Source organism: Acinetobacter sp. ANC 4648 (assembly GCF_002135345.1).
Taxonomy (GTDB): Bacteria; Pseudomonadota; Gammaproteobacteria; order Pseudomonadales; family Moraxellaceae; genus Acinetobacter.
This window is the reverse complement of record NZ_NEGI01000003.1, coordinates 42727-65293: the sequence shown is the minus strand read 5'-3', so window position 1 is coordinate 65293 and position 22567 is coordinate 42727. Positions and strand designations below refer to the sequence as shown.

The window sequence follows — 22567 nt, the reverse complement described above, 5'->3', positions numbered from 1 at the left end:
TAGTTGAGCCAAGTTATGAGTCTGTATGCTACCCAAGATGAAAAGAAACAAGCTGTCGCAAAAGCTGCGTTAAAGCACTTGCCGAAGGGCGGTATTTTGGGTGTAGGTACAGGAAGTACTGTGAACTTCCTCATTGAATTATTACCAGAATTGCAATTAGAAGCTGCTGTTGCAAGTTCTGAAGCGACTGCACAACGCCTTAAAAAGTTAGGCATTGAAGTTGTGGATATGAACCATGTTGGTGGTTTAGATGCTTATGTGGATGGTGCAGATGAAATTGATCGTCATATGCATATGATCAAAGGTGGTGGTGCAGCATTGACCCGTGAAAAAATTGTGGCTTCGATTGCGAAAAAATTCGTATGTATCGTAGATGACTCGAAATGGGTTGAGCAGTTGGGGCGTGAATTCCCACTGCCAGTCGAAGTGATTCCTATGGCGCGTTCTGCTGTAGCACGTAAAATCGTTTCATTGGGGGGAGATCCCGTTTACCGCGAAGGTGTGGTGACTGATAATGGCAATGTAATTTTAGATGTGTATAACTTGAATATTCTAAATGCACTTGAGCTTGAAAAAACACTCAATAATATTCCAGGTGTCGTTACTAATGGCATATTTGCAATTCAAAAAGCAGATATTGCGATTGTAGCAACCAATAATGGGATTGAAGAGCGCATAGCAGTTTAATTGCGATTGGGTTTGAGATTTCGATGAATCTATCAGATTTACCTGAAATTAAAATTGTTCGGCATGTAAGGGCAACGCGTTTGCGCTTACGTGTTGAACCGAATCAGATTCGTTTAACCGCCCCAGTATTGTGTAGTAAAAAACAAATTCAGAATTTTATTGATCAATCACAGAAATGGTTGCTTGAAACATGGCATCAGCAACAACAAATACAATTTAAAGATCAAACCTTACCCACAGAACTAAAATTATTTAATTTAGACCACTCTGTACACGTTGAGTATCAGACTCAAAAACAATCCTTTATTTTTGATCATGAAAATTACCAACTTTGGATTAGTGATCGACAGCCAAAACAATATTTAAAGGCATTTGTCGTGGCCTATGCTAAGCAGCATTTGCCTATTTATTTAGCACAAGTTAGTGTCGAGTGTGATTTGAATTTTGCAAGATGCTCCATTCGTCAGCCTAAAACACGATGGGGTAGTTGTACTTCAAAGCATGACATTATGTTGAATGGAGCTTTGGTTTTATTCCCCCAAGCCATTGTCCGTTATGTTTGTGTGCATGAATTGGCACATACTCAGCATTTTAATCATAGTGCTGCTTTTTGGGCAGTAGTGTCCAACCATGATATAAATTATAAAAATCATCAAAACATATTAAAAGTAAATTCAATACCATTTTGGTGGTATTGTTAATAGTGAGTAGTAGGATATTCTAAGTAGAGATTCACACGATATACAAAAATGATTTAAAATTTATGCGCTAAAAAACAACTATTTTTCCATTGTCATTATATTAATTAAGAACTTAGACGTGAATTTTACAGATATTCATTATTTCATACTGATAGTCCCTAGCTGTCTAATTCTGATGGGTAGTCTATTTTTAATTTGCCATTTTTTATTTAAGGCTCCCCATTATTTGTTGTGGTTGGGGGTAGGTTATATCGTGCCAGCATTCGCCTTAGCCGCACAGAGCTTAATGTTCAATGACCAATTGAATGCAGCAGCTCCTGTGTTGGGGGGATGTATTTATTTGGTACTTGGGCCAGTGCCTATGCTATGGCTTTAAGAAAAAATGCACATGCACATTCTAAAATTGCATGGATTTTGATTGTGATGATTACAATCTTGCTTGGTTACTATTCCTATGTAAATCAACAGCTATGGATGCGAATGTTGATTTTGAATTTAGGTATCGCCATTGTAGGAGGCTTGGTTTTAGTTTCGATGTTTAGACATTATAAATACAGTGATTCTTTGAATAAAATTGTTGATCTTTCATATCTATTTATAGTGCTTTATACCTTAGTTCGTTGCATTATTATTTTTCTATTTTTGGAGGATGTTGAGCTGCAAATGCTTTCAACATCAGTTTGGTGGTTGATGATGTTGGCTGCCAGTATTCTATTTAGTATGTGGTTTGCAATAGTTTTATTGGGTACTTTGGTTCGAGATATTATTTTAAAACTAAAGGATGAGCGTTCACGCGACCCTCTCACTTATTTGCTTAATCGACGTGGTTTTTACGATTTTGCTGAACAAAACTTAGCACAACGTCCTAGCAAAAAATATTTTTTGTTGATGTGTGATGTTGATCATTTTAAAAAAATTAATGATCGCTATAGGGCACTTGATGGGGGATCATATTCTACAGCAAGTCGTTGTTATCATTAGTCAAAATGTTCGTGCTCATGATTTGGTTGGGCGTTTTGGTGGCGAAGAATTTATTATTCTATTGCAAGTTGAGAATATAACTCTTGCATATCAGATTGCTGAACGGATTCGCACAGCAATTGAATCGGAATTGTTTTTAGAACAAAAAATATCGGTTACTGCAAGTTTTGGTCTGACCCAAGTGAAAAATCAAGATCTAATGGATACGATTGAAGTTGCTGATAAATTATTATACGCAGCGAAACGCGCAGGGCGTAATTGTACTCTTTTAGAAATACATGAAAGAATAATTAACAGATAAATAGCGATCTAAGCAATAGTGATAAAATATAATGAATCCCAAGCAAAATAGTTTAGAAAACCTGAACTTCCTGTCATACTGCACAGTTATGAAATAGATGCTTTGAATTGAGGTAAAGAACGTGATTTCAGTTGGTATTGTCGGCGGTACAGGTTATACAGGCGTTGAGTTGTTGCGTCTTTTGCTGCGACACCCAAATGTACAAGTGAATGTACTGACTTCACGTACTGAAAATGGGCGCCGTGTAGATGATATGTTTCCAAGTTTACGTGGCCATACAGATCTTTGCTATTCAGACCTAAATATTGATGAATTGAAAAAATGTGATGTAGTTTTTTTCGCAACACCACATGGTGTAGCGATGAAACATGCAGCTGAATTAGTGGCAGCGAAGACAAAGGTTATAGACTTGGCAGCAGATTTCCGGTTCCAAAATTTAGAACAATTCGAAAAATGGTATGGTTTAGAACATAGTTGCCCAGAGATTTTAAAAGACTCAGTTTATGGTTTGTCAGAACTGAACCGTGACAAAATTAAACAAGCTGATGTTGTCGGAAATCCAGGTTGTTATCCAACGACAGTTCAATTGGGTTTAGCACCATTATTTAAACAAGTAGAAACCTTACTTAAGCCTGAAAGTATTATTATTGATGCAAAATCTGGGGTTTCAGGTGCAGGTCGTAAAGCCAGTTTAGGTATGATTTACTCTGAAAATTCAGATAATTTTAAAGCTTATGGTGTTGCAGGCCATCGTCATCAGCCTGAAATTGTGGAAGCATTGGAAAATATTTCAGGTCAAATAGGTGTGTTTGATCATATTGTATTTGTACCGCACTTGGTACCGATGATTCGTGGCATGCTGAGTACGATTTATGTTGATTTAACGGATGCGGGTGATAAAGCTGATTTACAAAGCTTATATGAACAGTTTTATGCAAATGAACAGTTTGTAGATGTCATGCCTGAAAATAGTTCACCTGAAACACGTTCAGTACGTGGTTCTAATCAATTACGAATCGCACTGTATAAACCACAACCTAAAAAGTTGATTGTTTTATCGGTACAAGATAACTTGGTCAAAGGTGCAGCAGGACAGGCTGTACAGAATATGAACTTAATGTTTGGTTTTTCTGAAAATGCAGGCTTACAAGGCATTGGATTATTACCATAAAAAACCTTTTTAAACTTCACACACATTTTACTTTAGCGTTAAATGTGTGTTTTGACTCTATCAACAATCAGAGATGATGATGCAGAACACAGAAATAGATCCTACGTCACAATCAATTCAGCCACAAAAAAAAACCTTGCTGAAAGGAGTTCTACCTCTAATTGTGGGTGGTGTAGTGCTATGTACAGGCAGCATGTTATTAGGGTACACGATCGGGCATCGTCAGGGTTTAACCGTGGTGGGCTATGATGCCGATGCAAAACAACTGGTCGATGTGGTTGAGAAGCAAAAGGCAACGCTTAGTACGCTAAATAAAAATTTGAATGCTGCAGTGCAAGAGCGTGATGTTGCAGTGAGTAATTCAAATGATTTATTCCAAGCTTTGAGTTTGGCGAATACTGAAAAAGCCCAAGTGGATGGCATGAGTGCGATCTATCGTGAAGTGTTGAAGCAGCGTGGTGGTATGAGTTTGACGGTGCAAAACATAGCCGTTAAAACCCTGCCTGAAAATGCCTATGAATACCAAATTGATTTGGTGCAGGTGAGTCCTAATAATCGACAGGCTTCAGGAAGTGCAGAGTTACGCTTAATCAGTGGGACAGAGGTTTTGGTTGTTCCGATGGAAGATAGTAATTTTAATTTTGCAGATTTTGAGCGCTTGACTGGTCGTTGGACTATGCCGAAAGGCTTTAATCCACAATTTATCGAAGTGCGTTTGAACGGGGCTACGCCAGTGATTAAGCGCTTTAGTTGGTCACGTGGACAACCTATAGAAAGCTCAGCTGCTCTCGCTGCGGAAGTTCCGCAAGCTGAAGCGAATGCTCAATAAGTGATGAATTTAAAATATATGCGCAGTTACAAACGTCAAATGAGATTATCTGAAGTTAAAGCTTCTTTTTATCAGGCAGGTTATGTGGATTGGCACTTGAGCCCTCGACTTGGTGATTCAGATCATCAAGACGAAAAGGAGGGTGATATTGCGGTACAGACAGCTCCACCTGAGTTTAAGCGTCCACCACTGTATGCTGTCGTTTTAATGAACGATGATTACACACCGATGGACTTTGTTATTGAAATTTTACAACAATACTTTGCTTTGAATCTTGACCAAGCTACTCAAGTAATGTTAACAGTACATTATGAAGGCAAAGGTGTTGCAGCTGTCTATCCGCGAGACATTGCGGAAACAAAAGCAAACCTAGTAAACAACTATGCTCGATCTCAAGGTCATCCATTACTTTGTCAGATTGAGCCACAAGAATAAGGGGATCTCATGCTCAGTCGTCAATTAGAAGTTTCTTTACGTTTGGCTGTTAGCATGGCTCGTCAAAAGAGACATGAGTTTCTTACGGTCGAACATTTGCTATTGGCATTACTCGACAATGACTCTGCTGTGAATGCACTCAAAGCTTGTGGTGCAGAAATTATCGGTTTACGTAAAGAACTAGAAGAATATGTAGAGCAACATACGCCTAAGCTTGGTGAAAATAGTGACCAAGCGCCACATCCAACTGAAAGTTTTGATCGAATTTTACAACGTGCAATTTTTCATGTGCAGTCTAGTGGTGGTGATCGTACGGTTGAAGGCGCTGATGTACTGGTGGCAATGTATTCAGAGCGTGACTCATTTGCAGTGTATTTGCTTAAACGCCATCAAATTAATCGTTTAACCTTGACTCAGTATTTATCGCATGGTGCGCGTAAAGAAGAAATTCAGGTTGAAGAAGAAGTTGAAGATTTAGATGGTGAATCAAGTACTTCAGCAAATGCTGGACCACTTGAGTTGTATACGCTTAACCTTAATATTGAAGCACAAAAAGGTAAAACTGATCCCTTAATTGGTCGTGAAAAAGAAATTGAACGTACAGCCCAAATTCTATGTCGTCGCCGTAAAAATAATCCATTACTAGTGGGTGATCCAGGTGTGGGTAAAACTTCAATTGCAGAAGGTTTAGCATGGTTGATTGTAAATGGACGCGCACCTAAGCCTTTGGCAAATGCCGAAGTGTTTAGTCTCGATATTGGTGCCTTGGTTGCAGGCACAAAATATCGTGGTGATTTTGAGAAGCGTTTAAAACAACTGTTAAATGCCTTGAAAAAGAAACCCGAAGCAATTTTATTTATTGATGAAATTCATATGATTATTGGTGCTGGCTCAAGTATGGGCAGTACGATGGATGCATCGAATTTGATCAAGCCAGCGTTGGCAAATGGTTCTTTACGTTGCATTGGTTCAACGACTTTTCAAGAATATCGTCAAGTCTTTGAAAAGGATCATGCATTATCTCGTCGCTTCCAAAAGATTGATGTCAATGAACCTTCAATTTCTGAAACGATTGATATATTGCGTGGCTTAAAAAGCAAGTTTGAAGAATTCCATCATGTTCAATATGATGATAATGCACTGGTTTCAGCAGTAGAATTGTCTGCTAAATTCATTAATGATCGCTTTTTACCAGATAAAGCCATTGATGTGATTGATGAAGCTGGTGCGCAACGTCGTTTAAAGGCGGAGCAAGATAATACAGTCATTACGATTGAAAATATTGAAGATATTATTTCAAAAATTGCTCGTATTCCGCCTAAAACTGTATCTAAAGATGACAAATCCGTACTTGAAAATCTTGAGCGTGATTTAAAACGTGTGGTTTTTGGGCAAGATGAAGCCATTAGTGCACTTTCTTCAGCAATTAAATTATCTCGTGCTGGTTTAAAATCTCCAGATAAGCCAGTCGGTAGTTTTGTTTTTGCGGGCCCTACGGGTGTCGGTAAAACTGAAGTGACCAAACAATTGGCGAAATTGTTGGGTGTGGAGTTGGTACGCTTTGATATGTCTGAATATATGGAGCGCCATGCAGTTTCTCGCTTAATTGGTGCACCTCCTGGTTATGTGGGTTATGACCAAGGTGGTTTGCTTACAGATGCAATTCATAAAAATCCACATTGTGTCTTATTGTTGGATGAAATTGAAAAAGCACATCCTGATGTTTTTAACTTGCTGTTGCAAGTGATGGATCACGGCGCATTAACCGATAATAATGGGCGTAAATCTGATTTTCGAAATGTGATTATTGTCTTGACCACAAACATTGGTGCAGAAAGTATTTCTCGTACGAGTATTGGTTTTACTGAGCAAGATAATAGTAATGATAATCAGGAAGCAATGAAGCGAGCATTTTCACCAGAATTCCGTAATCGTTTAGATGGTGTGATTCAATTTAAAGCTTTACCAATCACGGTAATTGAGTCGGTTGTTGATAAATTCTTAACTGAATTACAAGCACAATTGGATGATAAGCGAGTTGTATTGGAAGTTGATCAAAGTGCGCGTGATTGGATGTGTGAGCAAGGTTATGATCGTTTAATGGGTGCTCGTCCAATGCAACGCTTGATTCAAGATCATTTGAAAAAGCCACTAGCAGAAATGATTTTATTTGGTGAATTGGCAGATCATGGTGGTAATGTTGCTGTTTCAGTACAGAAAGAAAATGGCAAAGTGGTTGGTTTGAAACTGGAAGTTTTCGAAGATCAAACCGCAGAACCAGCATAACTCTTCAAGTAAATTAAAAATAACCCGTGAATTCACGGGTTATTTTTATTAAGTTCCATTAAATAAAGTATTTGAGACAATGATGGATATTCAAATTACCAAAGTAATGACAACATTTTTTTTATTTTTAATTACCGCTGTTGCAGAAATTCTAGGTTGCTATTTTCCTTATTTGATTTTGAATCAAGGGAAAAGCCACTGGTTATGGGTTCCGACGATACTAAGTCTCGCTGTGTTTGTTTGGTTACTGACATTGCATCCTGCAGCTTCTGGGCGTATTTATGCCGCGTATGGCGGAATTTATATTTTTACGGCTTTAATGTGGCTGAAGTTTGTTGATCAGGTGTCTTTAACGCGATGGGATATGATGGGTGGGGCTGTGGTACTAATTGGTGCGGCACTAATTATTTTACAACCACATGGTTTGATACGTTAGATTAAATTTTTATTGAATTCGGTTGAAGTATTTTTTTGAAATTTTATATGATTGAGTAATTTTTACTTTAAGTATTCTGAATGCATAAAAAAGGCTTTGATGATCAAAGCCTTTTCGTTTATAAAAATTAATTTTTCTTTAGATTTGCATTAATTAAAAATTCAACCAAGGCTTTTTGCGCATGTAGACGATTTTCAGCTTCAGCCCAAACTACTGCATTTTTATGCTCAAGCATATTTTCTGAAATTTCTTCGCCACGATGAGCGGGTAAGCAATGCATAAATAAGCAATCAGGATGAGCGAGATTCATCAACTTTTCATTTACTTGGTACGCAGCAAACGCTTTTTCACGAATTTTCTGTTCTTCTTCCTGTCCCATGCTTGCCCAAACATCAGTCACAATTAAGTCGGCATTTACAGCCGCATCTTCAGCAGAAGCAACCAGATCTACACAATGTGCAAATTCAGATAAAAACTCTGGTTTTGGCTCATAGCCTTTAGGTGAGGCGATTTTTAATTTAAAACCCCACATATGTGCAGCCTCAATATATGAGTTACACATATTGTTGCCATCTCCAATCCACGCAACCGTTTTGCCTTGAATAGAACCACGATGTTCGACAAAGGTTTGCACATCAGCAAGAAGTTGACAAGGGTGGTGGTCATCAGTTAATGCATTGATGACAGGAACTTTGGAGTATTCAGCAAAACGTGTGACAATATCATGGCCAAAAGTACGAATCATCACGATATCAAGCATACTAGAAATAACGCGTGCAGAATCTTCAATGGGTTCACCACGACCTAATTGTGTGTCGCGTGAAGAAAGAAAAATAGCACTACCACCAAATTGGCTCATACCAGCTTCAAAAGACACACGTGTACGTGTGCTCGACTTTTCAAAAATCATTCCCATTACTTTGCCAACAAAAGGTTGGAACACTGCATTGTTATGTTGCATAAGCTTGAGTTCTTGCGCACGATCAATAATGCGGTTCAATTCAGCGGTGGATAGGTCACGTAAAGTTAGAAAATGTCGCAGAGCCATGGTTACTCCACAATCATTGCTTAGCCAATAAAAAATTGACCAACAATGCATTGTTGGTTGGTAGAAAGTAAAAAAGATTCAGCTAATATACTATAAGACAACAGAATTGCAAAAAAACTAGACTTTTTGATGAGCGGCTAAGAAGCGATCAACACAAAAACTGATGTATTTGAGTGTTTCTTGATCATCTTCTTGAATATGGATATTCATGAGGACACACCATTCAATATTCCGGATAATGCCAAAATATAGCTGCGCAGAATAAATCGGTTGTTTACATTCAATAATACCGAGTTCATCTGCTTTGGTCAGTGCACAGGCAATCGCCATCTGAATATGTTTTGGACCTTGTTCATGAATATAAAGTGCCAATTCTGGATTGCGTTGAGCTTGTTCTAGAATTAAACGAAGAAAGGCTGCATTTTCTGGGATAATCAGATGTTGTTTAAAACTCATGAGTGTTTGAATTAAATAAGAACGCAGATCATCTGTTGTAAAATTAAACGGTACGCAAATATCTTTGAAAAATTGTTCACGTCGATAATCACAAATTGCGGTGAAGAGACCATCTTTATTACCAAAGTATTTATAAATTGATGCTTTGGAGCCGCCAGCATGATTAACGATATCATCCAATGAAACCGCATCAAACCCACGTTCCAAAAATAAATCATTTGCACTGAGTAAAAGCGCAAGACGTCGTTCATGGCCTCTACGAGTTTGTGGTTGATCACAACCAGTAGCTTCAAATTCAGCTAAATGTTTATGCATAGAACAATACAAGGAAAGAGTAGTTAGGCTGTACAGATTATAGCAAATATGTCAATGAATTTCTGTTTTGAAAAGATTTTTAATCACTTTAAGGTATTTATAGTGGTAAGTAATAAATTCTTTATTGAGCAGAATTTTTAAAGTATTTGACCTAAAAATGCATGGTGCTGGAATTGATTAAATTATATTTAAGCCTTAATTAACAAAGTCACTGTTGTATAAGGAAATATGACATAACAAAAAATAGAAAGTCAGATATACCAGTATGAGTGCGTTATGAAGAATTGATATGGCTTGAGAAAAGCTATTCTGTAATCCAAGCTTTTCCATACATTTGCTTCGCACTTTATGGGTATGATACCAAATTGTTTACGCCAAGCTTTGTAATGAGCAGTGTAACTGGCAGCGTATGCGATAGAACGCGTGTGGATAATTATATTATCCATGCAGAGAAGTTTGATCATTAGCTATATGAATAGGCTGCTGATTATTTTAAATAAAAATGTGATGAAATTAAATGAATCATGTAAAAAAAGTTATTTTATGCATAATGGAGGCATAAGAAACTTTATGAGAAAAACTGACTATGGATAATAATTCATCTGTTGAACAGGAAAGCTATTTGGGACAACAGCTTAATCAAGTCAAGAGTGAACTTAGCAAAGCTAGAGGAAATTTACAAAACATTAAAGCTGAAACTTTTGGGTATTATCCTGCCGTGGAAGCAGCTGCACATAAAGCAGAGCTAATTCTAAAGAACTATACAGCTATAAAAGCAAATACTGTTCGTGAAAAAGCACGTAAAAATAGCCTATTAAGTGCTTTAACTTTAAAGCCATTGAGTCAAAATGGTATTGTTTTAGTCCTTTTATGGGGTTGTATTTTTCTTCTGATTCCCTTTTTTGCAAAACCCTTGGTAGGTGGTTTTTTAAGCTACATCTTGGCGATTGCTGCTTATGTATTTTTAGTCAGAAAGGGTATGCAAAAGGAAGGTGATCGAAAAAGTAAAAGTGAGTTTGAAAGCATTCATTTGTTGGGGCAATGTCAGCTCAGCTATATGCATTTTGGGGACAAAGAAAGCAATGAAAAAGGTTATCCCTATAAAGCTATTTGTGCACCTACTTCTGAGAAAAATATTTCAAAAAATTGGCGTATAAATGAAAAGTCAGGGCGAGTTTTTGGTGCAGATTTTGTGGTGTTCCATGGTTTAAATAAAGCTGACAATGAATTTGCAATTTTAATGATGCCTAAAAATGGACAACCAGCTCAGTTTATTGACATCAACGCCAATACAGAAGCATGGAATTGGCCTATTTATAAACAAATTGCACTCGATTTAGTTCCTGAATTTTCTAAGGATATTTCGGCAATACAAATCTTTTCTGAGCATGCTGAGGCCTGGGTTCAGGCATATGAGTATATTGCATCACTTGAACAACGTTTTAAAACTTTAAGTGATGTTACACAAAATTGGTCAGATGTTGCGATGGAAGAGGAAACTCTTGATCGTATTTTAAAGCTGGTTGATTTATTTGTTTCTGGGCGAAAACCTTCTCCTAAAGGTATTTTGTTATATGGCCCTCCGGGTACAGGTAAAACATTAATCGCACGCAAGCTAGCGAAGCATGCAAATTGCCACTTTGAAGCAGTTAATATTTCTGATTTAAAGGCAGGTTATATTGGTCAAACTGCACCGAAAGTTAAAGAGCTGTGGGAGCGTTGTCGTGAAAATGCACCGACTTTGTTATTTGTGGATGAATGTGAGAGCGCATTTGCAAAACGTGGTGGTACAGATAATGATGCCTTTGGTAATGAATTAGTACAAACTTTTTTATCTGAATGGGATGGATTTAATCAAGCATCTGGGAAAGTTTTGGTCATTGCGGCAACCAATCGTCACGATATTATTGATAATGCAATATTGTCCCGCTTTACTGCGAGTGTAGAAATTGGCTTACCCAATGATCAAGCACGTAAACGTATACTTGAAAATGAGTTTAAAGAGGCAGAAATTGAACTAAAAGTCACTGAAGACTTAGTGACAGAAACCACGGGAATGTCAGGGCGTGATATTCATACTTTGGTTGCAACGATCGTTGCTGAAAATATTAATCGAGAATTTAAACCAGAGAATTTGATTGAACAAGTACGTAAAATTAGAGGAAAAGGTTCTACTCAAGTGAGATCCTTGACTTGGGATGATGTGGTATTACCATCTGAAACTTTCATGGAGTTTAAAAATCTAGGTAAAGAGCTTAAAAATGCTGAGAAATTAGCGAAATTGGGTATTTCAACACCGAAAGGAATCTTGTTGTATGGCCCGCCGGGAACAGGTAAAACGCAAATTGCGCGGGTATTGGCAAGTCAATCTGGATTATCGTTTATTGCTGCGGCTACTTCAGATTTAAAAGCCAATTTTACTGGTCAGTCTGGGGGGAAGGTAAGGCAATTGTTTGAGCAAGCTCGTTCACAAGCACCTTGTATTGTATTTATTGATGAAATTGATATTGTGGCAGGTGCACGAGGTAGTACAAATGATGGTTTTACGCAAGAAATTGTTGGACAAATGCTTCAAGAGCTAGATGGTGTTGCAACGAAAGAGGGCCAAGTTTTTTTACTTGCTGCAAGTAATCATCCTGAAAATATTGATAGCGCTTTAATGTCTAGACTGGAACGAAAGATTGAAATTGGACTACCAGATTTAGAGGCGCGAGTAAAAATTTTAGTAGGAATGCTGGCCAAAAAACCGATTGATTTTGATATCAATGCTGTTGCTCAAGAAATTGCTGAAAATAGCCAAGGATATTCAGGGCGTGATTTGAACTCATTGGTAACACGTGCAACCCGACGTGCTGTAAATCGAGCGATGCAGTCAGGTGATGATATTGAGTCGATTAAATTGAATCGGTCTGATCTTGAAAAATCATTAGATATGGGCGTGTTGAATGAGGCTTAATGTCATTATTTAATCAAATAAAGCCTTAGATACATAGAAGCCCGTACTTATAAATGACGGGCTTCTATTTTTAGAGAGGATATAGATTTGAGATTAAATTCTAATTTTTAATTCATAGCCGGTATATTTTCGAATATTAATGACACCTGTATCCAAAATTAAATATTGACCTTTAATACCTTGTAATTTGCCACGGATAATCGGGGTTTTATCCAAGTTGTGTGATTTAATTTTTTCAGGATATTCATCGACGGGATAAATGAATTCACGCGGTAATTCCGTCTCTAGTAATTCAACTGTTTCCGTAAACTCTAAATGTTGACTAAACTCATCTCGAATGCTCTGAATTTTGGGCGCAAATTCTTCAATTAATTGATCGCGAGCTTCAATGAGATCCACGGGTTCAGCTTCACCTTTCAGTAATTTACGCCAATCAGTTTTATCTGCAACTTGGGTGCCAAACATTACTTCAAGTTGCCCAGATAGACGACGTGAACCGACTTTCATGATTGGGAGTGCTTGTGTTGCACCTTGATCTAACCAACGCGTTGGCATTTGCCCTAAGCGCGTAATACCGACTTTTAAAGCGCTTGAATTGGCTAAATAAACAATATGCGGTTGAAAGCAAACTTCGTGAGCGAAACTATCTTCACGACAAGTCCCTAAGTGATAATGACAGGTTTCCGGTTTCATGATGCACATATCACATGAAGCCTTAGTTTTCATACATTTGAAACAATGGCCTTGTGAGTAAGATTTTGCTGTTTTAGCTCCACAGGAGATACAGTAAATATTGCCTGTTGCTTCAATTTCAATCTCTTGACCTAAATTAAAGGGTAGATCAACTTCTGAGCGATCTAATATAAATTTATATTCAACATTTGCCTGGTGAGTTTGTTGATCAGTTACACTAAGGTTTTTAAGACCTGCATGCATTTTATGGCAAATGCCATGTAGTTCCATATTTAATTACTCACTCAAATAAAGGTGCAGTTATGGCTGAGCACAATGTCATCACTTCTATGCTAGACGATTTATCAATAGAACAGCCAATTACAACTGCATTGTGTATTGGGCAGAATCTTGCACAATACAATATTAATCATTCAATTCAATGGCAGTATTTTAACTTAACTGACTTTTTAAGTCTGCCTTTTACTCAGCGTTATGATTTAGGCTTTGTATTGATGGATACAGATGAATTGATGAGTGTATCTGATCAGCAAAAATCACAATTATTGGTAAAACTACGGGATTTGATGGCTAAGCGTATTGTTGTGGTGTGTAAGCGCAATGATGAGCAGTTGTTGCGTTCATTGGGCTTTACTCAATTGGTTGATAAAACCTTGCATAATAATGATTTTGCTTTATGGCAATTTAATATTTTGACGTATAAACATGTACCAGATTGGTTTAACTCTAGATTTTGGGCGAATCCTGAAAACTGGAATAAATTCCGTTGGTAAATATATTTGGCTGGTACAAAGGAGCTCTTGCAAAAATTAACAATTCGCATTTTGGCTTTATAAATAAAGCCAAGTATTCTGTTGATGAGTATAAAAATTAGGAACGCTCATGACGGATTTAAGTAATATTGTTGAAGTTTTAGCGAAGCAAGCACTGGGTGGGCAGCAATCATCATCACAAGGTGGTGGATTGGGTGGTATTTTAGGATCTGTTCTTAATGGCTTAGGTGGTAATCAACAGCAAACTCAACAAGGTGGGCTTGGAGGTATTCTGGGATCAGTATTGGGCAACTTAGGTGGTGGCCAGCAACAATCTACAACCCAACCCAGCGGTTTTAATGCACAATCTTTATTGATCGCTGTTGTACCATTGGTACTTGGTTGGATTCAGCAAAATGGTGGCTTACAAGGTGCTTTAGCTAAATTACAAAGTGCTGGTTTGGGGAGTCAACTACAAAGTTGGGTGGATCCATCACAAGGTAATAGTGAAGTTCCTACGCAACAAATCCAAAATTTATTTAATGCCCAAGAGATAGAACAGGTTGCGCAAAAAGTTCAAGTGCCAACTCAAGATGTATACGGAGCTATTTCTACGATACTACCACAAATTATTGATTCATTAACACCACAGGGTGAATCAACAGATCCGCAAGAAGCAAATAACGATATTCAAAAAGTCATGAATTTAGTGTCTAGTTTTTTAAAATAAATTTTAATAAGTCAATTTAGTTGGGGCTAAGTTGACTTATCTAATTTTAAAATAAGGAAGTATAATGAATTAAAAAAGTTGTGTATCAAAATCCTCCCTAATTTTAAAATAATTAAAAACTTTAAATGTGTCGAAGTACAATGATTAAAATCATAAAAGTCCACTAGGGCTTTTTTTATACATGTAATCAGTAAAAAATTGACAGACACTTAGAGTGTGTTATTTTTAAGTAATTGATATAAAAGGTTATTTTAACCATATCACCTAATTTTAATAATAGGAGAAGCACTTATGTTTTTCCATTGGGGAATGTGATGCAACTAAGGTTTAAGTATTTAACATTATGTACATTATCTGCAATGCTGGTGGCCTGTGGTGGTTCAGGTTATTACGGATTGGATGATGATAAGGGTAATGGTTCAACTAACGGCTCTGGTGGTGGTTCAACTGGTTCTGGTGGGGGGGGGAATCAAGTTCCAGGAGATGGAACTAATGAACTTCCAGGAGATGGACGACCAGAAAATCCTGGGACTGGGGGGGGTACACCTGAAACTCCTGGAGGTGGAAATACTGGAGGTGGCACACCTAGCACTCCTGGAGGCGGTGGTGAAAATATCGGAGGTGGTATTATACCAGATACAAGTATCCCTTCAACACCGATTGGGCCAAGCACACCGGTAACACCACCAGATACAAGTATCCCTTGGACACCAATTGGTCCGAGTACACCGGTAACACCACCAGATACAAGTATCCCTTGGACACCAATTGGTCCGAGTACACCGGTAACACCACCAGATACAAGTATCCCTTCAACACCGATTGGGCCAAGCACACCGGTAACACCACCAGATACAAGTATCCCTTGGACACCAATTGGACCAAGTACACCCATAAAGCCACCATTTATTTCAAAATATCCTGAACCTAAAAAAGATCTCATTGAAAACTCAATTTTGGGTTTTTTTGATTTTGATAAATTTGGATTTACTCGACAAATCAGAAATGACTTAAATGGTAGTTTCTCGGCTATGGTGCAATTTGCACAAAGCCATGTTGTAAATCCTAAAAATAATGAACAACAATTTTTACCACGATTAACCACTGAAAAAGATGCATTACTTTTGGTAACACCGACTATTGAAATGGGTGATCCTGAAACTTTAAATGCTGAAATATATTTAAATAATCAACTTGTTAGAACAGTAGAGTTGAAAGAACCATCTCGTCTTTCATTTTCAGATCAGTCCAATGCGGATGATCGTCCACGAGTTCAATTTTCAAAACGGGCGTGGACAACTGTACTAAACTGGAATGAGATTCGTAGTGGATTATCTATTCGAATTATTGATCCTGTAAGTAATAAGAGTGGTGATTTAGGTTCTGAAGATATTGATTTTGCAGTGCCAGGAGAACTTGTCGTTCAAAGTATTCGATTGGGATTGTTAACTGATCCACCTAAGTCAAGTGGTCATTATATGTTACTTGAGCCTGAAAAAGCAGGGACTGATTATTTCCAGACCATCCCTGCAGCGCATATGATTGTAAGTAAGTATGATGATATGAAGCTTGAAAAGGTAATGGTAGCAAATGGTGTAATTTATGATTTAGTCAGTGCAACTACAGGTGATGTTTATAGTGGTGACATGCGTGAAAATACCGCAAAATCAACCTTCAGTGTTGGGATAAATCTCGCAAATTGGGGGGTGACGAGTTCATCAATGCAGAGTCAAGAGCAGCCACAATTAACTCAAAGCGTTGTTATTCACCATGCTCGTGGGAATTATAGTAATGGTCAATCAAATCATGGTTTAAGTGGTGGTAATGGTATTCTAACTTTGTATGACTCAGTCGGTAATGAATTTAGTCATGAAATTGGGCATCATTATGGTTTAGGGCATTATCCTGGTTCTGTTGGAAATAATATGTTCTGGGCTGCACATCATGCAGACAGTGGTTGGGGTTATATTGCATTTAGAAATAAAATGCGTGGAAATCTAAATTGGGGAGCAACTAATTTAGGGGATGGTACCAATGGTGTACCTAATTTCTTAGATAAATACGCATATGGTTGGGATGCAATGTCTGGCGGTTCGTCAGCAAGCTCTATTTCACGTTATACGCATTACACTGGTTATAGTGCTCAGCAAAAAATTCAACCTGCCTTTGATCGTTATAATTGGTCTGCTGACTCATCTACAGGTTATAAAAAGTGGAATGCTACCACTCGAACGATGGAAGTATCACAACCTAAAGTTCCGGTAAAATCGGGTAATGTTTGGTATAACAGTGCAGATGGAAATTACTTAAAGCCACGTTTGTTTAGTGTGCCTGTATATACTATTTTAGGTGGGTATGATCCTGTTAACCAAGTAGGATTAATCTATCCTGCGGCACGAGGGAATTGGGGGAATGTATTTAACTTGCCACAAGCCAATGTTGGCACGGCTGCAAATTGTTGGTTGAAAGTACAGTATTTAAGTGGTGTACAAAATATCGCCTTAGCACCGCAACGTATGAATGGTAATGCCAATAAATTCCATATTAATTTAGCACAAAGCGATCAACCGCAATCTGTTGATTTATATTGTCAGAAAGCCAACGAGCAAGCGGTTAAACTTTCAAGTATTAATATTCCTGTAGCTACTGACATCATGTCGCCTTATGTAAGCATTGGTAAGGAAGATGGTTATTCAGCTCTTCGTCATGTTGAAATGCCACAGATGGAACAGGCATTCTTACAAAATAAGGGTAAAGATGTTGTAAGTTTATCACCTACTTTCAGATTGTTTTATGATTCATATCGTAACTTTAAAGATGAACTTTCTGCAGATGCTCAGTCTGAAATGGTTCGTTATACGCAACAACAGATTAAAGTATATCGTTTGAATCGTTGGGTAAATGTGTATTATGCGGACTTAAGTAATGGTAATACGGAAGCATTAGAAGCATTCCATAATTTTGTCAATGAACTTGGGCTAAATGCAGATATTCCTTTGGCTAATGCCAACATGTTGGTGATGCCTAAGATGGGCAATAGTTGTTTAAAAGTAGAAAAGCTTGATACTGATAAACTGAATGTTTATATGAGTGGTAAAAATGGTTGTACAGGAGAGCCATCCACAATGTGGATCCATGATGCAGTTGGTAAAATTCATAGTCAACAGTATCCAAATTTATGTTTAACCAGTTCAAGAACGCTTGCATCATGTAGTAATGATTTACAAGGGCAAGTATGGGAGGTTGCTGTAAATGGTGATACGCAACAATTGCGCCAAGGAAATAGCTGTTTAGACTTGTCTGGCGGACGTACCCCAAGCGCAGATGGGCGCGGTGAAATTACAATGTATGGTTGTGGCGGCGGTAATAACCAGAAGTGGAGTATTATTCCTCAGAATCAAAGTTTAATTTTAGCAGCGTCTAATGGTAAAAATTTACCATTGATATCGCGACTTTTAACAAAATAGTCCGACTTTAAATATTAAATACATAAAAGAAGCCCTATAAAGGGCTTCTTTTTATTTCGTATTGATTATAAATAGGCACAAAAAAAGCCCTATAAAAGGGCTTTTTTTACATACATAAATTAGTTAGCTAAAGCTTTAATTTGTGCATTTAAACGGCTCTTATGACGAGCAGCTTTGTTCTTATGGATGATGCCTTTATCAGCCATACGGTCAATTACTGGTACAGCAATTTTGTATGCTTCTGAAGCAATAGCATAATCACCAGCAGTAATTGCAGCTACTGTACGTTTAAGATAAGTACGAACCATAGAACGTAAGCTAGCGTTGTGTTTGCGTGCTTTAACGTTTTGACGGGCACGTTTTTTAGCTTGAGCAGAGTTTGCCACTCGTGCACTCCTTGAAATAGATTGGTCTGGGCGGGCTGAAATTGCATCTGAAAACCTTCATCAGAAGAATTATCACCAGCCCGTAAACAAGTGCCATATTGTGATTAAATAAAGCATCAAAGTCAAGACTTGACTTGCTTTGGCAACATTTTAGATGCAGATAAACTTGAAAGAAAACGTTAAATTATTTGAAACTTAGTGGGAATGATTAAAAAATGACTAAATTAATAAAAAGTGCAATTGTGATTGGAGCGACTGGATTGGTTGGTCGAGAACTGGTAAAACAGTTAAATTCAAATCCTGAATGTGAGCGTATAACTGTAATTGTACGTCGCGAAGATCAAGCGTTTGACATTCATCCAAAAGTACAACAATTTATTTTGGATGACTTCTTATTATTGAATGATGAAGATGTGAGTGGATATAGTCATGCATTTAGTTGCTTAGGTACAACCATTAAAAAAGCGGGTTCAAAACAGAATTTTTACAATATAGATTATGGTATTAATGCGCATTTTGCAGATTTGTTCGAAACGACGCAGACTCATTTTTTATTGATTAGTGCGATGGGGGCAAATTCTACCTCGAAAATTTTTTATAATAAGGTCAAGGGTGAGTTAGAAAACTATATTCAAAGTTTGGATTTATATAGCACCTCGATTATTCGACCATCGCTACTCTTGGGCGAACGTCAAGAAAAACGAGGTTTAGAAGATATGACTCAAAAGCTTTATCAAAAATTTTCGTATTTAGTACCGAACACTTTTAAATATAAACCCGTGACCGCACAGCAGGTGGCTCATACTATGGTCGAGGCAGCAAAAACTCAGACTGATAAGTTTAAAATTTATGATAATTTATACATACAAAATACCAAGTAATGGAGATAAAAAGTGACTTTAACGCCTTTCGTAACCTGTGATTTATTAGATGATCATCCTGAAAAAAATATTCAAGTCGTCACTCCATCTATGGATGGTAAGTTTTTTAAAAGCTATGGTGCACGTACAAGTTTTGGTGGAGAGGTCATCACTGTAAAATGTTTTGAGGATAATTCACGCGTTAAAGAATTATTGGCAACGGATGGTACAGGTAAGGTTCTTGTAGTGGATGGTGGGGCATCTATGCGCTGTGCACTCATGGGCGATATGATTGCTGAATCAGCGGTAAAAAATCACTGGAATGGTGTGGTTATTTATGGGTGTGTGCGAGATGTTGATGCGATTGCAGAACTGGATTTAGGTGTACATGCATTGGCTGCGATTCCACAAAAAAGTCAGCGAAAAGGCATAGGCGAGACTGGAATTAGTCTTTATTTTGGTGGTGTAAGCATCAATTCGGGCGATTATCTATATGCCGATAACAATGGAATTGTTGTTGCAAAAGAAAAGTTGGTCGATTTATAAATTAATAACTGCCGAAAGCTCAAGGATTATAAAATGGTGCATCATCAAATTAAAGTCGTTCAAGCACTTGCCTCATCTATAACAGCAGGTGGACGTGGAGCAACAGGTACAGCTTTTCCGAATCAGCCTGAAAAAACATTAAAACTTTATGAGTTTGAGGGTTCACCATTTTGTCGCCGTGTTCGCGAAGTCATGACGCTATTGAATTTGGATTATGAAGTTTATCCCTGCCCAAAGGGAGGCATGAAGTATCGTAAAGTCGTCAAAGAGCAAGGCGGTAAGAGGCAGTTTCCTTTCTTTGTGGATGAAAATACTGGCGCTGCAATGTATGAGTCAAAGGCTATCATTGATTATTTATTTCAGCATTATGGAAAAAGTGGTAAAACTCCGAAAAAATATACACATTATCCAAAATACCCAGTCGTGGCGTTAGCAGGTACGCTTATTAATGGCGCCCGAGGTGTGTGGGTTAATCAGAAAATTATTGATCGTACTGCACCTGAACAATTATTGAAATTATGGGGCTTTGAAGCGAGCCCTTATACACGTGTAGTACGCGGTGTCCTGACAGAATTAGAGATTCCTTTTGTTTTTCATAATGTCGCCAAGGAGCGTTGGCAAGATCAAGGTCCTGCTGTGTTGCGTTTAAAGCCGGGGCTGTATGAGCCTTTAAAGGGTGGTAAACGTGAGAAAGTCATTGAAGTCATGAGCCGGATTAAGAACGATATTCAAGTGCCGTATTTGGAAGACCCGAATACAGGTGCTAAGTTATTTGAATCCGAAGATATTGTGACGTATTTACAGCAAAAATATGGCTAATATTTCCAAGGATCAACACAAAAAAGCATCGCTTAAAGGATGCTTTTTACTTTAGGGTATAAGTAAAATCGAATGACTGAATTAAATTTGTTGCTCAAAATTACAGAATAAATCTTGCGATATGCTAAATTGTCGAGATTTATAATAAAATGAGAGCATATATTTATGAGAAATACGAGAATTCAACCGGTCATGAGTCGTCCGGGGGAAAATGCTTTATTCATCGTATTGGGATTGAATCAAAATGATGCAGTTGTAGAAACCATTATAGATTTCGCGGCTAATTTTTCTGCATTAACACGGAGTTTAAGTAATCGATTTCCTGAAGCCCAATTTAATGCGACCATGGGTTTTGGTTCAAATGCGTGGGATCGATTATTTCCGAAGCTGAATAAACCAAGAGAATTAATCACATTTAAAGAAATCAAAGGGCCGAAATATACAGCTGTTTCAACACAGGGTGATTTGTTTTTTCATATTCGCGCTGATCGTCAGGATCTATGTTTTGAGTTGGCGAGCATTATTCAAGAGCAACTCAAAGATGTAGCGTACTCGATTGATGAAGTGCATGGTTTTCGTTATTTTGATGGTCGAGCAATTATTGGTTTTGTAGACGGAACTGAGAATCCTGAACCAGAAATTGCAGCTGAATATGCTTTAGTTGGAAATGAAGACCCAATATTTACAGGGGGAAGTTATGCTTTTATTCAAAAATATATGCATGATATGGATAAATGGCGTGGCTTAAGTGATGAAGAACAAGAAAAAGTGATTGGTCGTAAAAAATTTAATGATGTTGAACTAGGTGATGATGTTAAACCTGGTACGGCGCATAATGTAGTCAGTAAAGCCTATGATCGAGAGGGTAATGAGCTTAAGATTATGCGTGCAAATATGCCTTTTTCCAATCCTTCAAAAAATGAATATGGTACGTTTTTTATTGGTTACGCGGGTAGATTTAGTACGACCAATCAAATGTTAAAACATATGTTTCAAGGTGATGCTGAAGGGAATTTAGATCGATTACTAGATTTTAGTACAGCTAAAACTGGAACTTTATTTTTTGTGCCGACTGTTGATTTTTTAGATGACTTGGGTGATGAGTAATCCATTGTGAATCAAAAAAGGATGTCTGATATGGACATCCTTTTTATATTGCGGCTGTAATCAGCATAATTTGATATGATTGATGACAGTTTAGGTTCAGAAAGAAGAAACATGTTGAATAAACTGGTAGCGTTTTTGAAAGGCAATAAAGAAACAGCTGAACAGACCTATTTGCGTGAACAAAATATTCAATTTGATATAGAGCAAGGTTTTATCGTTGATGGCATCATTTTGAATGAATGGTCCGAGCGTTTAGAATATTTTTCTAACCGAAAATTAAACAATTTTAATGATTTAAAAGAATTATTTTATAAAGCGATTTTGATCAATGAAAAAATTGATTTAGAAGTTTCTTCAGGACGTTATGTTGCACGTTTAGGAAATACCGAAGAAAACTTAAAGCAGCTTCAGGCGATTATTAAAAAATTAAATGATTATTATAAAATTTTTAAACGGGATAGATGAAACACTATACAGAGTAATTTACTCAGAGTGCATTTAGTATAGAGAAGTCAGTATAGATATGAATCAAATATTTATTGATAAAAAATGGAGTTTTTTGAATATAGTCTCACAAAAACTGACCTAATATTCTTTAAGAAAAT

20 protein-coding genes and 1 pseudogene are annotated in these 22567 nt (G+C 37.4%); 17 read left to right on the top strand and 4 right to left on the bottom strand.

Annotated features, from left to right (window positions below):
* The first annotated feature begins 15 nt into the window (after positions 1 to 15).
* From rpiA to B9T27_RS06340, 8 genes and pseudogenes are all read left to right on the top strand, one after another.
* Positions 16 to 687: a ribose-5-phosphate isomerase RpiA gene (rpiA, locus tag B9T27_RS06375; RefSeq protein ID WP_086206018.1), complete on the top strand. Its 672-nt coding sequence runs from the start codon at positions 16 to 18 to the stop codon at positions 685 to 687.
* Between the two features lie 23 nt (positions 688 to 710).
* Complete coding sequence (locus B9T27_RS06370) at positions 711 to 1388, top strand: M48 family metallopeptidase (RefSeq protein ID WP_086206017.1); 678 nt, start codon at positions 711 to 713, stop codon at positions 1386 to 1388.
* A gap of 175 nt (positions 1389 to 1563) precedes the next feature.
* Positions 1564 to 2670: pseudogene (locus B9T27_RS06365) on the top strand (diguanylate cyclase).
* Between the two features lie 121 nt (positions 2671 to 2791).
* Positions 2792 to 3841, top strand: a complete 1050-nt coding sequence (gene argC, locus B9T27_RS06360; RefSeq protein ID WP_086206016.1) for an N-acetyl-gamma-glutamyl-phosphate reductase — start codon at positions 2792 to 2794, stop codon at positions 3839 to 3841.
* A gap of 79 nt (positions 3842 to 3920) precedes the next feature.
* Positions 3921 to 4670, top strand: a complete 750-nt coding sequence (locus tag B9T27_RS06355) for a DUF6776 family protein (protein ID WP_086206015.1) — start codon at positions 3921 to 3923, stop codon at positions 4668 to 4670.
* Positions 4671 to 4688: 18 nt separating this feature from the next.
* The gene (clpS, locus tag B9T27_RS06350; RefSeq protein ID WP_086206014.1) at positions 4689 to 5105 is read left to right on the top strand and encodes an ATP-dependent Clp protease adapter ClpS; all 417 of its coding nucleotides are present in this window, start codon (positions 4689 to 4691) and stop codon (positions 5103 to 5105) included.
* Positions 5106 to 5114: 9 nt separating this feature from the next.
* Positions 5115 to 7391 (top strand): ATP-dependent Clp protease ATP-binding subunit ClpA, encoded by a 2277-nt coding sequence (gene clpA, locus B9T27_RS06345; RefSeq protein WP_086206013.1) that lies wholly within the window; start codon positions 5115 to 5117, stop codon positions 7389 to 7391.
* An 82-nt stretch (positions 7392 to 7473) separates the two neighbouring features.
* Complete coding sequence (locus B9T27_RS06340) at positions 7474 to 7827, top strand: YnfA family protein (RefSeq protein WP_086206012.1); 354 nt, start codon at positions 7474 to 7476, stop codon at positions 7825 to 7827.
* Positions 7828 to 7954: 127 nt separating this feature from the next.
* Here the strand turns inward: B9T27_RS06340 and argF are convergent, their stop codons facing one another.
* Positions 7955 to 8875 carry an ornithine carbamoyltransferase gene (gene argF / locus B9T27_RS06335; protein ID WP_086206011.1) on the bottom strand — a complete coding sequence of 307 codons (921 nt, stop codon included), beginning with the start codon at positions 8873 to 8875 and terminating at the stop codon, positions 7955 to 7957.
* Between the two features lie 117 nt (positions 8876 to 8992).
* Positions 8993 to 9646: a TetR/AcrR family transcriptional regulator gene (locus B9T27_RS06330; protein ID WP_086206010.1), complete on the bottom strand. Its 654-nt coding sequence runs from the start codon at positions 9644 to 9646 to the stop codon at positions 8993 to 8995.
* Positions 9647 to 10232: 586 nt separating this feature from the next.
* Here B9T27_RS06330 and B9T27_RS06325 point away from each other — a divergent pair.
* Positions 10233 to 12602, top strand: coding sequence for an AAA family ATPase (locus tag B9T27_RS06325; protein WP_086206009.1), 2370 nt, complete (start codon positions 10233 to 10235; stop codon positions 12600 to 12602).
* A 93-nt stretch (positions 12603 to 12695) separates the two neighbouring features.
* Here B9T27_RS06325 and B9T27_RS06320 read toward each other — a convergent pair whose 3' ends face one another.
* The gene (locus tag B9T27_RS06320; RefSeq protein ID WP_086206008.1) at positions 12696 to 13565 is read right to left on the bottom strand and encodes a DUF2797 domain-containing protein; all 870 of its coding nucleotides are present in this window, start codon (positions 13563 to 13565) and stop codon (positions 12696 to 12698) included.
* Positions 13566 to 13597: 32 nt separating this feature from the next.
* On the opposite strand from B9T27_RS06320, the gene B9T27_RS06315 reads away from it, so the two are divergent.
* From B9T27_RS06315 to B9T27_RS06305, 3 genes are all read left to right on the top strand, one after another.
* Positions 13598 to 14068 carry a DUF6231 family protein gene (locus B9T27_RS06315; protein ID WP_086206007.1) on the top strand — a complete coding sequence of 157 codons (471 nt, stop codon included), beginning with the start codon at positions 13598 to 13600 and terminating at the stop codon, positions 14066 to 14068.
* 109 nt (positions 14069 to 14177) lie between these two features.
* Positions 14178 to 14777 (top strand): YidB family protein, encoded by a 600-nt coding sequence (locus tag B9T27_RS06310; protein ID WP_086206006.1) that lies wholly within the window; start codon positions 14178 to 14180, stop codon positions 14775 to 14777.
* Between the two features lie 314 nt (positions 14778 to 15091).
* On the top strand, positions 15092 to 18244 hold the full coding sequence (locus B9T27_RS06305; protein WP_086206005.1) for a M66 family metalloprotease: 3153 nt from the start codon (positions 15092 to 15094) through the stop codon (positions 18242 to 18244).
* Positions 18245 to 18363: 119 nt separating this feature from the next.
* Here the strand turns inward: B9T27_RS06305 and rpsT are convergent, their stop codons facing one another.
* Positions 18364 to 18630, bottom strand: coding sequence for a 30S ribosomal protein S20 (gene rpsT / locus B9T27_RS06300; protein ID WP_086206004.1), 267 nt, complete (start codon positions 18628 to 18630; stop codon positions 18364 to 18366).
* Between the two features lie 215 nt (positions 18631 to 18845).
* Here rpsT and B9T27_RS06295 point away from each other — a divergent pair, with 215 nt between their 5' ends.
* The 5 genes from B9T27_RS06295 to B9T27_RS06275 all read left to right on the top strand — a co-directional run bounded on the left by B9T27_RS06295 (position 18846) and on the right by B9T27_RS06275 (position 22427).
* Positions 18846 to 19511, top strand: a complete 666-nt coding sequence (locus B9T27_RS06295) for an NAD(P)H-binding protein (RefSeq protein ID WP_086206003.1) — start codon at positions 18846 to 18848, stop codon at positions 19509 to 19511.
* Between the two features lie 12 nt (positions 19512 to 19523).
* Complete coding sequence (rraA, locus tag B9T27_RS06290; protein WP_086206002.1) at positions 19524 to 20036, top strand: ribonuclease E activity regulator RraA; 513 nt, start codon at positions 19524 to 19526, stop codon at positions 20034 to 20036.
* A 33-nt stretch (positions 20037 to 20069) separates the two neighbouring features.
* Positions 20070 to 20855, top strand: coding sequence for a glutathione S-transferase N-terminal domain-containing protein (locus B9T27_RS06285; protein ID WP_086206001.1), 786 nt, complete (start codon positions 20070 to 20072; stop codon positions 20853 to 20855).
* A 165-nt stretch (positions 20856 to 21020) separates the two neighbouring features.
* A complete protein-coding gene (locus tag B9T27_RS06280; protein WP_086206000.1) occupies positions 21021 to 21962 on the top strand; it encodes a Dyp-type peroxidase in 942 nt (313 codons plus the stop codon).
* Between the two features lie 111 nt (positions 21963 to 22073).
* Positions 22074 to 22427 (top strand): hypothetical protein, encoded by a 354-nt coding sequence (locus tag B9T27_RS06275; protein WP_086205999.1) that lies wholly within the window; start codon positions 22074 to 22076, stop codon positions 22425 to 22427.
* The last annotated feature ends 140 nt before the right edge of the window (positions 22428 to 22567 follow it).

Excerpts from the sequence above, each read along its gene's own strand:
- argF (WP_086206011.1), bottom strand. The coding sequence starts at position 8,875 with ATGGCTCTGCGACATTTTCTAACTTTACGTGACCTATCCACCGCTGAA.
- B9T27_RS06275 (WP_086205999.1), top strand. The coding sequence starts at position 22,074 with ATGTTGAATAAACTGGTAGCGTTTTTGAAAGGCAATAAAGAAACAGCT.
- rpiA (WP_086206018.1), top strand. The coding sequence starts at position 16 with ATGAGTCTGTATGCTACCCAAGATGAAAAGAAACAAGCTGTCGCAAAA.
- B9T27_RS06310 (WP_086206006.1), top strand. The coding sequence starts at position 14,178 with ATGACGGATTTAAGTAATATTGTTGAAGTTTTAGCGAAGCAAGCACTG.
- B9T27_RS06320 (WP_086206008.1), bottom strand. The coding sequence starts at position 13,565 with ATGGAACTACATGGCATTTGCCATAAAATGCATGCAGGTCTTAAAAAC.
- clpA (WP_086206013.1), top strand. The coding sequence starts at position 5,115 with ATGCTCAGTCGTCAATTAGAAGTTTCTTTACGTTTGGCTGTTAGCATG.
- B9T27_RS06370 (WP_086206017.1), top strand. The coding sequence starts at position 711 with ATGAATCTATCAGATTTACCTGAAATTAAAATTGTTCGGCATGTAAGG.
- B9T27_RS06355 (WP_086206015.1), top strand. The coding sequence starts at position 3,921 with ATGCAGAACACAGAAATAGATCCTACGTCACAATCAATTCAGCCACAA.
- B9T27_RS06295 (WP_086206003.1), top strand. The coding sequence starts at position 18,846 with ATGACTAAATTAATAAAAAGTGCAATTGTGATTGGAGCGACTGGATTG.
- B9T27_RS06280 (WP_086206000.1), top strand. The coding sequence starts at position 21,021 with ATGAGAAATACGAGAATTCAACCGGTCATGAGTCGTCCGGGGGAAAAT.
- clpS (WP_086206014.1), top strand. The coding sequence starts at position 4,689 with ATGCGCAGTTACAAACGTCAAATGAGATTATCTGAAGTTAAAGCTTCT.
- B9T27_RS06330 (WP_086206010.1), bottom strand. The coding sequence starts at position 9,646 with ATGCATAAACATTTAGCTGAATTTGAAGCTACTGGTTGTGATCAACCA.
- B9T27_RS06285 (WP_086206001.1), top strand. The coding sequence starts at position 20,070 with ATGGTGCATCATCAAATTAAAGTCGTTCAAGCACTTGCCTCATCTATA.
- B9T27_RS06325 (WP_086206009.1), top strand. The coding sequence starts at position 10,233 with ATGGATAATAATTCATCTGTTGAACAGGAAAGCTATTTGGGACAACAG.
- B9T27_RS06305 (WP_086206005.1), top strand. The coding sequence starts at position 15,092 with ATGCAACTAAGGTTTAAGTATTTAACATTATGTACATTATCTGCAATG.
- B9T27_RS06315 (WP_086206007.1), top strand. The coding sequence starts at position 13,598 with ATGGCTGAGCACAATGTCATCACTTCTATGCTAGACGATTTATCAATA.
- B9T27_RS06340 (WP_086206012.1), top strand. The coding sequence starts at position 7,474 with ATGGATATTCAAATTACCAAAGTAATGACAACATTTTTTTTATTTTTA.